Origin of the sequence: Niallia oryzisoli (genome assembly GCF_036670025.1) — a bacterium.
GTDB classification, from domain to species: domain Bacteria; phylum Bacillota; class Bacilli; order Bacillales; family Cytobacillaceae; genus Bacillus_BD; species Bacillus_BD oryzisoli.
Window position 1 is genome coordinate 541,179 of the sequence record NZ_CP137640.1, and the last position, 14,554, is coordinate 555,732.

The following is a 14,554-nucleotide window of genomic DNA, read 5'->3' on the forward strand; positions in this document are numbered from 1 at the left end:
ATGAGGTGTGTTCTATATGTGGAATAAGTGGTTAGTCATTACAGCTGCTACCTTCTTCATTCTAGCTGGCTGCAGCCCGAAAGAAAAGGTTGTAAAAGAGAATGGAGAAGTGTCAGAGCAGAATCAGGAAGAGGTTAATGATGAAGGAGCACAGCAAAATAGTGAACTTCCTTTTCATTTTCCATTAACGGGAATAGGAAGCTCTGAGGAAGTTGATGGAAGAGCGGTTGCTGTTATGATCAATAATCATCCGAAATCCAGACCACAGTCAGGATTATCTAAAGCGGATATCGTTTATGAAATTCTGGCAGAGGGGAATGTGACAAGATTTCTTGCCATTTTCCAAAGTGAACACCCTGACCTCATTGGTTCTGTTAGAAGTGCACGTGAATACTATATCGAGTTAGCTAGAGGATACGATAGTCTGTATATCTCTCATGGAAACAGCTCCGGTGCTAAAGAATTGCTTGACAGCGGATATATCGATTATCTAAATGGTCTATACTATGATGGAACCTTATTTGAACGAGTGAGCTTCCGGCAAGCTCCCCATAATTCTTATATCTCATTTAAGAACATTTTAAAAGGGGCCGAGCAAAACAACTACGAGATGGATAAAGCTCCTGAATCACTGGTATTTTTAACTGAGGATGAAGTAAAAGGTTTAAATGGGGAAAAAGCTGAAAAGTTTTCAATTTCCTACTATGATAAAACCTTCAGTTCATCGTTTGAGTATGATACTAAGTTGGAGAAATATAAACGTTTTTCAAATGGAGAGCAGACCGTTGATTATGACACGGAAGATCCCGTATTAGTTGATAATGTTTTTATTGTTGAGATGAATCATAGAATTATTGACAGCAATGCAGGTTTGCGTGACATTGATCTAACTAGTGGCGGAAGAGCTTATCTATTACAAAAAGGGCAGAAGATAGAAGTGGAATGGAGAAATGTTGACGGCAGGATTTTACCATATGCAAATGGTGAGGCAGTTGGTCTTGTACCGGGAAAAACCTGGATTAATATTATTCCTGCTGATCCTGGCCTTGAGCAGCTTGTATCATTCGATTAACATGAGCGGCCAATATCCTTTTTCATTTTCTAATCATATATCAGGATAAAAGGACAGAGAATCATCATAAATAGTCATTTTTGTAGTGAATATAAAGGAGTAGTCTTAATGCAAATCGAAAAGTTAAGAGGAAAAGAACTAGATCAGTTATTTAATGCTGTTTTGTCTTTGAATGATTTAGAAGAATGTTATCGATTTTTTGATGACCTTTGCACTGTAAATGAAATTCAGTCATTGGCGCAGCGTTTGGAAGTTGCGAGAATGCTTCGAGAAGGCAAAACCTATCATACGATCGAAACGGAAACAGGTGCAAGTACAGCGACCATCTCCCGTGTCAAACGCTGTTTAAATTATGGTAACGATGCGTATGAAATGGCGTTGGAACGAATCAAAAAAGAGGATCAACCTGCTGCGGCTGAAGAATAATACACACAAAAAAACCGATGGAAAACCCATCGGTTTTTTTGTGACTGTCATGTCGTATAATAGAAGGCCTATTTTCTTTTTTCATTTAATTTCTCTAATGCTATAATGATGTAATGTAAACATGAAATGGAGGAAGTTTGCATGTATGATGTGTGTGAATGGAGGCATGTTTTTAAACTTGATCCTAATAAACCGATTTCAGATGAGCAGCTCGAAAAGATATGTGAATCCGGAACAGATGCTATCATTGTTGGCGGCACCGATGGAGTCACACTCGAAAATGTGTTAGACCTGATGGCTCGAGTCCGCCGTTACACAGTTCCTTGTGTATTGGAAATTTCTTCACTTGAAACAATTACACCTGGATTTGATCTTTATTTTATCCCGACTGTGTTAAACAGCCGTAACCCTAAATGGATAACAGGTCTCCATCAACAGGCAATTAAAGAATACGGAGAAATTATGAATTGGGATGAATTTTCCTTCTTAGGATATTGCATTTTAAATAAGGACTGTAAAGCGGCCCAGTTGACGGAGGCAGATACTGAATTATCTAAAGAGGATGCTGCCGCCTATGCCATGATGGCTGAGAGGATGTTCCATCTGCCTGTATTTTATTTAGAATATAGCGGGACTTATGGTGATCTAGAAGTGGTTAAAGAGGTAAAGAATGCATTAGAAAATACGCTTCTATTTTATGGTGGAGGCGTTTCTAACTGTGAACAGGCAAGTGAAATGGCTGCTTTTGCTGATGTTGTCGTTGTAGGAAACAGTCTGTATGAAAATATTGATGAAGCTTTGCAAACTGTTACAGCAGTTAAAGGAAAATGATTGAATAATAACAGAATGGAGCGTAAAATAAAAATAAGAACATATGTTTGGATGGCGGTGAAAATTTAAAATGAATTTTTTAACAGATAAACTGTTAAATGGCCTGAACCCGCAGCAGCAGGAAGCGGTGAAAACGACAGACGGGCCGTTATTAATTATGGCAGGAGCAGGAAGTGGAAAGACAAGAGTACTGACTCATCGAATTGCCTATTTAATGGTGGAAAAGCAAATCAACCCCTATAACATCTTAGCGATTACCTTCACAAACAAGGCAGCGCGCGAAATGAGGGAACGTATCTATAGATTGATGGGCGGAGCAGCTGATGAGGTATGGATTTCGACCTTTCACTCCATGTGTGTAAGGATTTTAAGAAGAGATATTGACCGAATCGGCTATAACCGGAATTTTTCGATTCTAGATTCCGGAGATCAGCTTTCCGTTATTAAGCAGATATTAAAGGATAAAAACCTCGACCCGAAAAAGCATGACGCGCGGGCAATTTTAGGTGCAATCAGCTCGGCAAAAAATGAATTGATTGATACTGAGGCGTTTGCAAAGAATGTTGGTGACTATATTGAACAAATTGTAAGTGATGTCTATACCGAATATCAAAAGCGTCTGCGTAAAAACCAAGCCCTAGATTTCGACGACCTCATTATGGTGACAATCAACTTATTCAAACGGGTTCCTGAGGTACTTGAATATTACCAAAGAAAATTTCAATATATTCACGTTGATGAATATCAGGATAGTGCGACACGTTGCTAATTGAAAAGATTAGCCACTAGCGTAAAGCTAGGAGAACTGATGATTTGAAGAGTCGAATGAAGGAGTAACGTCCTGAAAGGCTCTCCCTAATCCTCCGAATAGCGTCAAGATGAGTAAGTATCTTGGGGTTATAAGCTCGGTGAAGTCGGCTGAATGCTGCCGTACCAAGTAATGTTGACGAAAGCTTTCCAGAGGTGGAAGGTGCAGCAGATAAGCCGGGGGTCTATAAAACAATCATGGTGAGAATGTTGGTGCGAAAAAGCCAACTGACGAAAATCCGAATGTACGGCTCTAGAGGTATAGGTACCAGAAATGGTATTACCACGATGTGTGGTGCTAGTGAGGTGGAGTAAGATTTGTCTTTATGAAACACCTTGTCGTGTTACAGGCACGTCTAAGCTAGCAGGGCTAGAGGATTCACCTAAAAGTGTATGTACAGATAAAATCATCGGAACGTGGGAAGCTGACAACGTGGAGGTCTTACCTACCGATGAAGCGGTGATAAGAAAAGGCGAAGCTATAACTTATCTTTATGTCAGTGATAGTGGTGGCACAGTACCGTTGAAGTGATGGAAACATCATGGAGGGATAGCCACTAGTCAATTTGTTAAAGCAACTACATTTATCGTCTATCAGGTTCGAGTATGACTAAGAGAAACAAAAGCCTCCGTAATGGGTGGTGATCAGTTGACTGATAACAACCAAAAGCTAAAGAAGAAACAAAAATTGCGTAATAATGAATACTACAATATGCAAGCAGAGTTAGATACACTTTACGCTCAAAGCAAAAGTGGCTATACACTCGAAAGTTATATGATCTTATCATTGATGAAAGAAATATTAAGTTGGCCTTCCGAAATATCAAAAAGAATCACGGAAGCAAAACAAGTGGGACGAATGGTAATACCATTCTTGATATTGGGGAAAAAGATCCTGCAGCTCTTATAAAGTATATAAGATCAAGGATGGCTGATTTTAAACCGCACTCTGTTCGAAGGGTAGAAATACCTAAACAGAACGGTACCATGAGACCTTTAGGAATACCAACTATTGAAGATCGTATTATTCAACAATGCGTGAAACAAATTCTTGAACCTATCTGCGAAGCGAAGTTTTATCATCATAGTTATGGTTTTCGGCCAAATCGGGGCGCAAATCATGCCTTATCAAGGGCAGTAACTCTGGTGAATAAAAATAAACTTCATTATGTGGTGGACGTTGACATCAAAGGATACTTTGACAATGTCAATCATGGGAAGCTGCTAAAACAGATATGGTCATTAGGTATTCAGGATAAGAGGATTATAAGTGTCTTATCCAAAATGCTTAAAGCGGAAATCAAAGGTATTGGCGTACCAAATAAAGGTACACCACAGGGCGGAATTCTTCACCATTACTATCTAACATTGCTTTAAACGAGTTAGACTGGTGGGTCAGCAGTCAATGGGAAACTTTCAAGACGAAAAAGAACTACAATCGGGAACGAATGATTGGAAAAAGATTAGTATTTGATCAAAGCGCAAAATATCGGGCAATAAAGCAGACTGGACTAAAGGAAATGTTTATTGTTCGTTATGCAGATGATTTTAAAATCTTTTGCCGTAATCATAAGGATGCTTTCATTATTTTTGAAGCCGTAAAGAAATGGCTAAAAGAAAGATTAGGATTGGAAATTAGTCCTGAAAAATCTAAAGTAATTAATTTACGGAAGAAACATTCTGAGTTTCTTGGATTTAAAATGAAAGCTGTACCGAAAGAGAAAAAATTTGTAGCCAAAACGAATATGAGCGAGAAAGCTAAAAAGAAGGCTGTGTCAAAATTACGTGAACAAATTAAACATGTTGAGAACAGCCCGCAAGAGGTATCTAAGCTTAATGCAATGATTGTAGGTATTCAAAATTATTATCGATATGCGACACATATCACTGTTGATTTTAGTAAAATTGGTTTCTCTGTCAGAAAGACCTTATACAACCGAACTAAAGCCATTCTAAGTCAGAAAGGTACTAAGTCTAACACATTTAAAAAGCTATATCCAAAATTTACGGGAAAAGTGGTATTTATACACGGTATTAATGTTTTTCCAATCGATCATATAAGAACAAAACATCCAACAAATTTTAGTCAGGATATTTGTCTCTATACTGTATTGGGAAGACAGAAAGTACATGATCAGTTAAAGGATTATAATCAAGCAATTATTTATCACCTTATGAAGCATCCAATACCTGATCAAAGCATGGAATACAATGATAATCGAATTTCTCTTTATGTTGGACAGCTTGGACAATGTGGAGTAACAAAGATACCTTTAGAAATTGGAGATATGGAAGTTCATCACAAAATACCAAGAAGTCAAGGTGGAAGTGATGAGTACAAAAACCTTATATTTATAAGGCTAGATGTACACAGGTTGATTCATTCAACACAAGAAGCAACTGTTAAGAAATATCTTCAAAAACTGAACTTAGATAGTGATGCCCTAGATAAAATCAATAAGCTTCGCAAGTTGGTTGGAAACGATAAAATAGTAGCTTGATGATAACAGATTGATGGAACGCCGTATGCGGGGAAACTCGCACGTACGGTGTGAATGGGGGGAAAAGCTGGAGATGATTTCAAAGGTTTACCTATCCATATCCAATAAATCCCAATATCTGCTAGTTAAGTTACTAGCCTCTAGATTTCAGAATTTATGTGTTGTTGGTGATTCTGATCAATCGATATATCGCTGGCGGGGGGCTGATATTGCCAATATCCTTTCCTTTGAAAAGGATTATCCAAGAGCACGGGTGATTTTGCTGGAACAAAATTACCGCTCTACGAAAAATATTTTGCAGGCAGCCAATAAGGTGATTGCTAACAATATGAACCGGAAAGAAAAGAATCTGTGGACGGATAATCCAGAGGGTAATAAAATCCACTATTATCGTGCAGACAGTGAGCAGGGAGAAGCCCAATTTGTTGTTGGTAAAATGAAGGAACTGGCGCAAAAAGAAAATCGTAAATGGTCCGAAATCGCAATTCTTTATCGAACGAATGCGCAGTCACGTGTAATGGAGGAAGCATTACTCAAATCGAATATTGAGTATACAATCGTAGGTGGTACAAAGTTCTATGATCGTAAGGAAATTAAAGATATTCTTGCGTATCTTCGCTTGATTGCAAACCCGAATGATGATATCAGCCTGCAAAGAATTATCAATGTTCCAAAAAGGGGCATTGGTTCAAGTTCTTTCGATAAAATGGCTAACTTTGCCGGAAATCATGATATCTCTATTCATCAAGCACTAGATTCGGTTGAATTAATGGGTTTAAGCCCTAAAATTACAAAAGCGGCAGCGCAATTCAGAGACTTAATTAGCAATTTTACTAATATGCAGGAGTATTTATCAGTAACAGAACTCGTAGAAGAAGTACTAGAGAAAATAGGATACCGTGAAATGCTGGAGGCTGAGAAATCGATCGAGGCCCAAAGCCGATTGGAAAACATAGACGAATTCCTTTCTGTTACGAAAAATTTCGAGGAAAGTAATGATGATAAAAGCTTAGTAGGCTTTTTAACTGACCTTGCTTTAGTAGCAGATATTGATAAGCTTGATGATGATGGAGAACAGAGTGATGCTGTTGTGTTAATGACCCTTCACTCAGCTAAAGGTTTGGAATTCCCGGTTGTGTTTTTAATTGGACTTGAAGAAGGTGTGTTTCCGCACAGCCGCTCCTTAATGGAAGAAGTTGAAATGGAAGAGGAACGTCGGTTGATGTATGTTGGGGTAACTCGGGCAGAAGAGCAGTTATTTATTACAAATGCAAAAATGAGAACCTTATTTGGTCGTACCAACATGAATCCTCCATCCCGTTTTATTAAGGAAATTCCAGTGGAATTATTAGAAGGATTGGAGCCGGCTAAAAAGCAAACGACATTCTCACCAAGTACAGGAGCGGGAGGGACGAGATTTCAATCGCAGCGCAAAGCTGTCATGAGGTCTGCCGTAACGAATACAGGCGGAGATGACGTTCAATGGAAGGTTGGGGATAAGGCCCAGCATGGAAAATGGGGAACCGGTACTGTCGTTAGTGTGAAAGGCAGCGGAGATGGAATAGAGCTTGATATTGCTTTTCCAAGTCCAACGGGTATTAAACGGTTATTGGCCAAATTTGCCCCGATTAAGAAAGTATAAGACTATTTAAGTTTGGAGGAATGAACGCTTATATGGATCTTCAAACAGCTGAAATAAGGATAACTGATTTACGTAATCAGTTAAATCAATATAATTACGAATATTATGTTCTTGATAAGCCTTCTGTCCCAGATGCAGAGTACGATCAATTATTGAAGGAATTGGGGAAGCTTGAAGAAGAATTTCCTGAGCTTATTACCCCTGACTCGCCAACGCAGCGTGTCGGGGGACAAGTTCTGGAGATGTTTAATAAAGTGACGCACGACAGTCCAATGTTAAGTCTTGGGAATGCCTTTAATGAAGATGATTTGCGCGACTTTGACCGCAAGGTACGCCAGGCTGTCGGTGATCAATTTTCATATGTATGCGAGTTGAAGATTGATGGTTTAGCGGTATCCTTAAAGTATGAGAATGGTCTTTTCGTACAAGGATCAACCCGCGGTGATGGAACCGTTGGAGAAGACATTACAGCAAATTTAAAAACGATCCGCTCCATTCCGCTTCGGCTTAAAGATCCGATTACAATGGAAGTACGCGGTGAAGCTTTTATGCCGAAGCGTTCTTTTCTGAGATTGAATGAGTTAAAAGAAGAAAATGGGGAAGAACCATTTGCCAACCCAAGAAATGCTGCGGCAGGATCATTACGTCAGCTGGATCCAAAGATTGCGGCATCACGAAATTTAGATATCTTTTTATATTCGATTGCTAATTTGGAAGGTACGAGAATTACTGCTCATAGTGAGGGTCTTGATTGGCTGGATCAGCTTGGACTTAAGACCAATAAAGAACGGAGAACATGCGCGAATATTGAGGAAGTTTTACAGTATATAGAGGGCTGGGGCGAAAAACGTCCTCATCTCCCCTATGAAATCGATGGCATTGTTATAAAAGTCGACTCGCTTTCACAGCAGGAGGAGCTTGGTTCCACTGCAAAAAGCCCGCGCTGGGCAATTGCTTATAAGTTTCCGGCCGAGGAAGTCGTAACGACCTTGCTTGATATTGAACTTAATGTTGGCCGGACCGGGGTTATTACACCGACTGCGATTTTAAGTCCGGTGAAGGTTGCTGGTACGACCGTGCAAAGAGCATCGCTGCATAACGAAGATTTGATTCGTGAAAAGGATATTAAGCTTGGGGATCAGGTCGTAGTGAAAAAAGCCGGCGATATCATACCGGAAGTGGTGAATGTGCTCCCGGAAAGAAGAACAGGCGAAGAAAAGGAATTTCTCATGCCGACACATTGCCCTGAGTGTAACAGCGAGCTTGTTCGTATCGAGGGAGAAGTCGCACTCCGCTGTATCAACCCAAAATGTCCGGCCCAAATCCGTGAGGGATTAATTCACTTTGTTTCTCGAAATGCAATGAATATTGACGGCCTTGGTGAAAGAGTGATCAGTCAGTTATTTGCTGAAAAATTAATTGAGGATGTTGCTGATTTATATAAATTAACTAGGGAGCAATTGCTTGGGTTGGAGCGAATGGGAGAAAAGTCTGTCACGAATTTACTGGCAGCAGTGGAAGCTTCAAAATCCAACTCTTTGGAAAAACTTTTATTTGGCTTAGGGATCCGCCATGTTGGAGCCAAAGCAGCAAAAACGTTAGCACAGCAGTTTGAAGACATGGACAGTCTTTCAAAAGCAACTCTGGAAGAATTAACGGCTATAAATGAAATCGGAGAAAAGATGGCTGATTCTATTGTTACTTTTTTTGAACAGGAAGAGGTCCAAGAGCTCCTTCAAGAGTTAAAAGAATTGGGTATCAATATGAAATATACGGGTACAAAACCGCTGACAAGTGAGCAATCTGATTCATTCTTCTTTGGCAAGACGATTGTGTTAACCGGTAAATTAGTAGAAATGACAAGAAATGAAGCAAAAGAAAAAATCGAAGCACTTGGCGGAAACGTAGCCGGAAGTGTAAGTAAAAAGACCGATTTGGTTATTGCAGGTGAAGATGCCGGCTCGAAGCTAAAGAAAGCAGAGGACTTAGGCATCGCTGTATGGAATGAGGAGAGACTGGTTGAAGAATTATCGAAATAAGAGGTGTTGTACGTGAGGAAAGTCTTAAGTATAGCTCTCTTTTCAGTCTTATTATTATCAGGCTGTGCACCAAACTTCCAAAAGCAGGAGGAGGTTGTACAGGATCACAAGGAATCGGATGAGAAAGCGATTATTCCAAAATACAACATTTCTGATGAATATTATCGAACCATTTTACCTTTTAAACCATCAGAAGCACGTGGATTGGTCGTTAATAATTTGAATTCAAAATATGATCTTAATGAGTTTGAAATGGGATTGATGAGAGTAGCTCAGAATTCGTTTGATCCTGATAAGTATTTGTTCCAAGAAGGACAATACCTAAAGGCAAAAACGGTAGGGTTATGGTTGAATCGTAAGTTTACTCCAGCGCAATTAGAAGCAAGGAAAATGAAGGAGTCAGAAAATATTGGCTTGAACCCGCTTGATGATGAGCAGGGAAGTATTGAAGAAAGAAATGAAAAAAGCCCGATTTATTTAGCCCATATTTTAGAGCATGATTACTTAGTAAAAGGGGATAATGGCAAGGTTAGTCTTGGAGGAGTTGTCATTGGACTAGCTCTAAATTCCGTACACTACTATCAAAAGGAACAGTATGGGGCAACGTTTGAAACAAAAATTCCGCACGAAACCTTAGAAAGTGAAGGGAAGGAAATGGCGGAAGAGGTTATTAAACGATTACGAAAGATTGATGGACTTAAAGAGGTTCCGATTACAATCGCTTTGTTTCAACAAGAGAGCAGAACATCGGTAGTGCCCGGCAGCTTTTTTACTTATTCAAATGTAGGTAAAGGCAGCTCAGAATTAGGGGACTGGAAGGAAATTGATGAAAAGTACATTTTATTTCCTTCCAGTGAAGCAACGGAGCAGCACAGAGATGATGCTACATCCTTCTCTAACTTTAAACAGGATGTCGAGAAATACTTTCCAAACTTTAACGGCGTAGTGGGAAGAGCGTTTTATGCGGGTGGTCACCTACAGGATTTAAATATTGATATCCCGATTCAATTTTATGGGAAAACTGAAGGAATTGGCTTTACACAGTTCGTGACTGGGAAAGTAATGGAGCATTTTCCGGATTATATTTCCGTTCAAGTGAATATCTCCTCCGTAAATGGACCTGAAGCGTTGATTGTGAAAGACGTCGATCAAAAAGAACCATTTGTTCATATTTATCAATAAAGCGTAATAAGATAGAGAGACAAGCGTTTCTCTATCTTTTTTCATTGTCTAGCGCAAGCAGCCAGCCCCTCTTGGGTCTAGCCACGCCTGAATTGAAGGCAAAGAACGCCTTCTATTCAGGCGCGTCTTATGCTATGCCTGAGGCTGTGCAGGCGCTTGCGCTTTTCCTTTTCCAGGGAAAAAGTGAGTCAGCGTTCATCAGAGGCGATTGGCTTCCTCTAGTATGGAACTTTGTCGAAAAGTATATTTGTAAATATTTAAAAAAGTTATACATTTTCGAAAGTTCTGTTATATAATACTGTACAGAGGATGATGAATGTTTTATAACAGGGAGGGGATTTATTAATATGTCCACACAAAAGGTTGGTATTCAAATTGTCGGAAAGTTATTGCAGGGCTATGAGACGATCTTAACTCCAGAGGCATTAAGTTTTATTGAACAGTTAGAAGAGAGGTTTGGTAAACGGCGTAAGGAGCTGCTTAAGCAAAGACAAGTAAGGCAAAAAGAAATTGATCAAGGAAAACTACCGGATTTCCTGCCTGAAACTGCTCATATCCGAAGTGGAGATTGGACGATTCGGCCGCTTCCGAAGGATCTTCAAGACCGACGTGTGGAAATTACCGGACCAACGGATCGAAAAATGATTATCAATGCCCTAAATTCCGGTGCCAAAGTATTCATGGCTGATTGTGAGGATGCCACGGCACCGACCTGGAGAAATATTATTGAAGGGCAGATTAACTTACGGGATGCAGTAAGGAGAACAATTTCTTTTCATAATCCTGCGGGAAAGGAATACAAATTAAAGGAACATACCGCCGTGCTCCTTGTGCGTCCAAGAGGATTCCATTTAGAGGAAAAAAATATTTTCTTAGACGGCCAGCCTATTTCCGGAAGCTTTGTTGATTTTGGTTTATATTTCTTCCATAATGCGAAGCAGTTGATAGAGCAGGAAACTGGACCTTACTTTTATCTGCCAAAGCTTGAAAGCCACCATGAAGCAAGACTATGGAACGACGTCTTTGTTTTTGCACAGGATTATCTGAAAATCCCGCAGGGTACGATTAAGGCAACGGTGTTAATTGAAACGATCATGGCAGCCTTTGAAATGGATGAAATTCTTTATGAACTGAGGGACCACTCAGCAGGATTGAATTGCGGCAGATGGGATTATATTTTTAGCTATTTGAAAAAGCTGCGCAATCAAGATCATGTCATTTTACCTGATCGCTCCCAAGTTACGATGACTGTTCCATTTATGCGATCCTATTCCTTATTAACGATTCAAACCTGTCATCGCAGAAAGGCACCGGCAATCGGGGGAATGGCGGCGCAAATTCCGGTCAGCGGGAATCCAAAAGCGAATGATGAAGCATTTGCTAAGGTACGTGCAGATAAGGAACGAGAAGCACGTGATGGGCATGATGGAACATGGGTAGCACATCCTGGCTTAGTACCGGTAGCAATGGAAGTATTCGATAGAGAAATGCCTGAAGCAAATCAAATAAACTCCTCCAAGCAGCAATCAATTAAAGTGAATGCAAGACATCTATTAGAAGTACCAAAGGGAACGATCACCGAGGCCGGGGTTCGAATGAATATCAACGTCGGTATTCAATATATTGCTTCTTGGTTATGTGGAAGAGGTGCAGCACCACTCCATCATTTAATGGAGGATGCAGCAACCGCTGAAATCAGCAGAGCTCAGGTATGGCAGTGGATTCGTCATCCTAAAGGGGTATTAGATGACGGAAGAAAAGTAACAGTGGAGATGTATGAAAGGCTAAAAACAGAAGAGCTCGAGACTATTAAACAAGAAATGGGAGCAGAGGCCTATCAAAATGGCCGTTTCTCAGAAGCCGTACAATTATTTGACAGGTTAATACTAAAGGAAGAATTTGTTGATTTTCTAACCTTACCAGGATATGAAATATTAGAATAGTTTTTTTACACTTAGTTGTTCGTTATATAGTTAATATTTTCACTAAATCATTCTTTGGATCGTTCTATCTTGACGAATAGAATGATAGATCCGTTTATGGAAAAATTTACTCGCCGTTCTCGTAGGGGTGAAATTTGAATCTATTCTGTATGATAAAGGAGATGTTTGTATATGGTACAAAATCGAATTGAACAATTAAAAGAAAGCTGGAGAAATGAGGAAAGATGGAAAGGGATTAAAAGACCATATTCGGCTGAAGAAGTGATTAAACTTAGAGGTTCCCTTGATATTGAGCATACGCTTGCAAGAAGAGGCGCAGAGAAGCTGTGGAAAATGATCAATGAAGAGGACTATGTTGCGGCACTTGGTGCATTAACAGGGAACCAGGCTGTCCAGCAGGTTAAGGCAGGTCTTAAGGCGATTTATTTAAGCGGCTGGCAGGTTGCGGCAGATGCCAATCTCGCCGGTCAAATGTATCCAGACCAGAGCTTGTATCCGGCAAACAGTGTACCACATGTAGTAAAACGCATTAATCAGGCTCTCCAGCGTGCAGATCAAATTCATCATATCGAAGGCGATAGAACCATTGATTGGTTTGCCCCAATCATGGCCGATGCTGAAGCAGGCTTTGGCGGTCAGTTAAATTGTTTTGAACTTATGAAAAGTATGATTGAAGCTGGTGCCGCAGGGGTCCACTTTGAAGATCAGCTTTCATCGGAAAAGAAATGCGGCCATCTTGGAGGAAAAGTCCTTCTCCCAACTCAAACCGCTGTACGAAATTTAATTGCTGCCCGGCTAGCTGCAGATGTCATGGGCGTTCCAACGATCCTCGTTGCCCGTACGGATGCGAATGCAGCTGATTTAATTACAAGTGATGTAGATCCATATGATGCTCCGTTCATTACAGGGGAAAGAACGTCCGAAGGATTTTTCCGTACAAGAGCTGGATTAGAACAGGCCATCGCCCGCGGGCTAGCCTATGCACCGTATGCAGATTTAGTTTGGTGTGAGACATCAGAACCAAACCTAGAAGAAGCAAGACGTTTTGCTGCTGCGATTCATGAGAGATATCCGGGTAAACCGTTAGCTTATAATTGCTCACCTTCCTTTAACTGGGAGCAAAAGCTTGATAAGCATACCATTGCAGAGTTTCAACAGGAACTTGGAAAAATGGGTTATAAATTCCAATTCGTTACACTTGCAGGTTTCCATGCATTGAATCACAGTATGTTTGAATTGGCGCGCGGCTACCGTGATCGCGGTATGGCAGCCTATTCAGAACTGCAGCAGGCTGAATTTGGCAGCGAGCAATATGGCTATACAGCAACAAGACATCAAAGAGAAGTGGGAACAGGTTATTTCGATCAAGTATCAATGGTTGTCACAGGCGGACAGTCATCTACTACAGCACTAAAAGGATCAACGGAAGCAGAGCAATTCAACTCTAAATAAAGGAATTAATAAAGGTCCCCTCTTTTATAGGAAGAGGGGATTTTTTACTTTTTGGATGGAAAAACTGATAGTATTCACTAGTCGAGACTAGAATACATACATAATAATAAGTTTATAAGCTTAGGAGGTGCGTTATGGCAAAACCAGATATTGAAGAGTATCTTCAGCAAGGCATTCATGGTGCAAAGGAAACAAACCCGGATGAAAGAAGAAAGTATTTAGGAACTTTACGAGAAAGAATTGAAGTGGCTCTGACACAAGCGCAAGTGATGGAGGATGAGATATATAGCGATGTGGAAAAGGAGATGAAGGAACATCCGCAAACACATCTCTATTTAAATGGTCACATTGATTATAGTTTTCTTTCGAAATATATCCAAAAGGCCAATCAAAATCATATTGAGTTCACGATTGTGACGAACAAGGAGCATAATACAGATATTGGTTTAATTCTAGCCCATTCCGACGCAGTTAATAAAGAGAATATTTTCGTGACAAGAAAACTGTTTGTTCCTGAGCAGAAGGAAGAGAAAAAAGGCGTATTATCCTTTTTTAAAAAATTAATGGAGTAATGTTTTTGTAATAAAAAAAAGTGTCAGGTATTGTTTCAGATGCATACCTGACACTCTTGTTTAGCGTATTAAAGTTTGATATTATCA

8 protein-coding genes and 3 pseudogenes are annotated in these 14,554 nt (G+C 40.0%); all 11 read left to right on the top strand.

From position 1 onward, the window contains the following. Nucleotides 1-16 precede the first annotated feature (16 nt). The 11 genes and pseudogenes from R4Z09_RS02700 (at nucleotide 17) to R4Z09_RS02760 (ending at nucleotide 14,467) form a co-directional block, all read left to right on the top strand. Nucleotides 17-1,072 carry a DUF3048 domain-containing protein gene (locus tag R4Z09_RS02700; RefSeq protein WP_338450861.1) on the top strand — a complete coding sequence of 352 codons (1,056 nt, stop codon included), beginning with the start codon at nucleotides 17-19 and terminating at the stop codon, nucleotides 1,070-1,072. A 108-nt stretch (nucleotides 1,073-1,180) separates the two neighbouring features. Beyond that, nucleotides 1,181-1,498 carry a YerC/YecD family TrpR-related protein gene (locus R4Z09_RS02705; protein ID WP_338450862.1) on the top strand — a complete coding sequence of 106 codons (318 nt, stop codon included), beginning with the start codon at nucleotides 1,181-1,183 and terminating at the stop codon, nucleotides 1,496-1,498. Between the two features lie 141 nt (nucleotides 1,499-1,639). After that, nucleotides 1,640-2,329 carry a heptaprenylglyceryl phosphate synthase gene (locus R4Z09_RS02710; RefSeq protein ID WP_338450863.1) on the top strand — a complete coding sequence of 230 codons (690 nt, stop codon included), beginning with the start codon at nucleotides 1,640-1,642 and terminating at the stop codon, nucleotides 2,327-2,329. A gap of 70 nt (nucleotides 2,330-2,399) precedes the next feature. Beyond that, nucleotides 2,400-3,083, top strand: a pseudogene (locus tag R4Z09_RS02715) (UvrD-helicase domain-containing protein); the annotation flags it as partial. A 687-nt stretch (nucleotides 3,084-3,770) separates the two neighbouring features. Continuing rightward, nucleotides 3,771-5,637: pseudogene (gene ltrA, locus R4Z09_RS30970) on the top strand (group II intron reverse transcriptase/maturase). Between the two features lie 100 nt (nucleotides 5,638-5,737). Further along, nucleotides 5,738-7,279 (top strand): annotated as a pseudogene (locus R4Z09_RS02735) (3'-5' exonuclease); the annotation flags it as partial. A gap of 32 nt (nucleotides 7,280-7,311) precedes the next feature. Continuing rightward, nucleotides 7,312-9,318, top strand: coding sequence for an NAD-dependent DNA ligase LigA (ligA, locus tag R4Z09_RS02740; protein ID WP_338453188.1), 2,007 nt, complete (start codon nucleotides 7,312-7,314; stop codon nucleotides 9,316-9,318). A 12-nt stretch (nucleotides 9,319-9,330) separates the two neighbouring features. Then, nucleotides 9,331-10,500 carry a CamS family sex pheromone protein gene (locus R4Z09_RS02745; RefSeq protein WP_338450865.1) on the top strand — a complete coding sequence of 390 codons (1,170 nt, stop codon included), beginning with the start codon at nucleotides 9,331-9,333 and terminating at the stop codon, nucleotides 10,498-10,500. Between the two features lie 347 nt (nucleotides 10,501-10,847). Then, nucleotides 10,848-12,443, top strand: coding sequence for a malate synthase A (aceB, locus tag R4Z09_RS02750; RefSeq protein ID WP_338450866.1), 1,596 nt, complete (start codon nucleotides 10,848-10,850; stop codon nucleotides 12,441-12,443). 171 nt (nucleotides 12,444-12,614) lie between these two features. Then, nucleotides 12,615-13,895: an isocitrate lyase gene (gene aceA / locus R4Z09_RS02755; RefSeq protein WP_338450867.1), complete on the top strand. Its 1,281-nt coding sequence runs from the start codon at nucleotides 12,615-12,617 to the stop codon at nucleotides 13,893-13,895. Between the two features lie 134 nt (nucleotides 13,896-14,029). Beyond that, nucleotides 14,030-14,467, top strand: a complete 438-nt coding sequence (locus R4Z09_RS02760; RefSeq protein WP_338450868.1) for a YueI family protein — start codon at nucleotides 14,030-14,032, stop codon at nucleotides 14,465-14,467. Nucleotides 14,468-14,554: the final 87 nt, after the last annotated feature.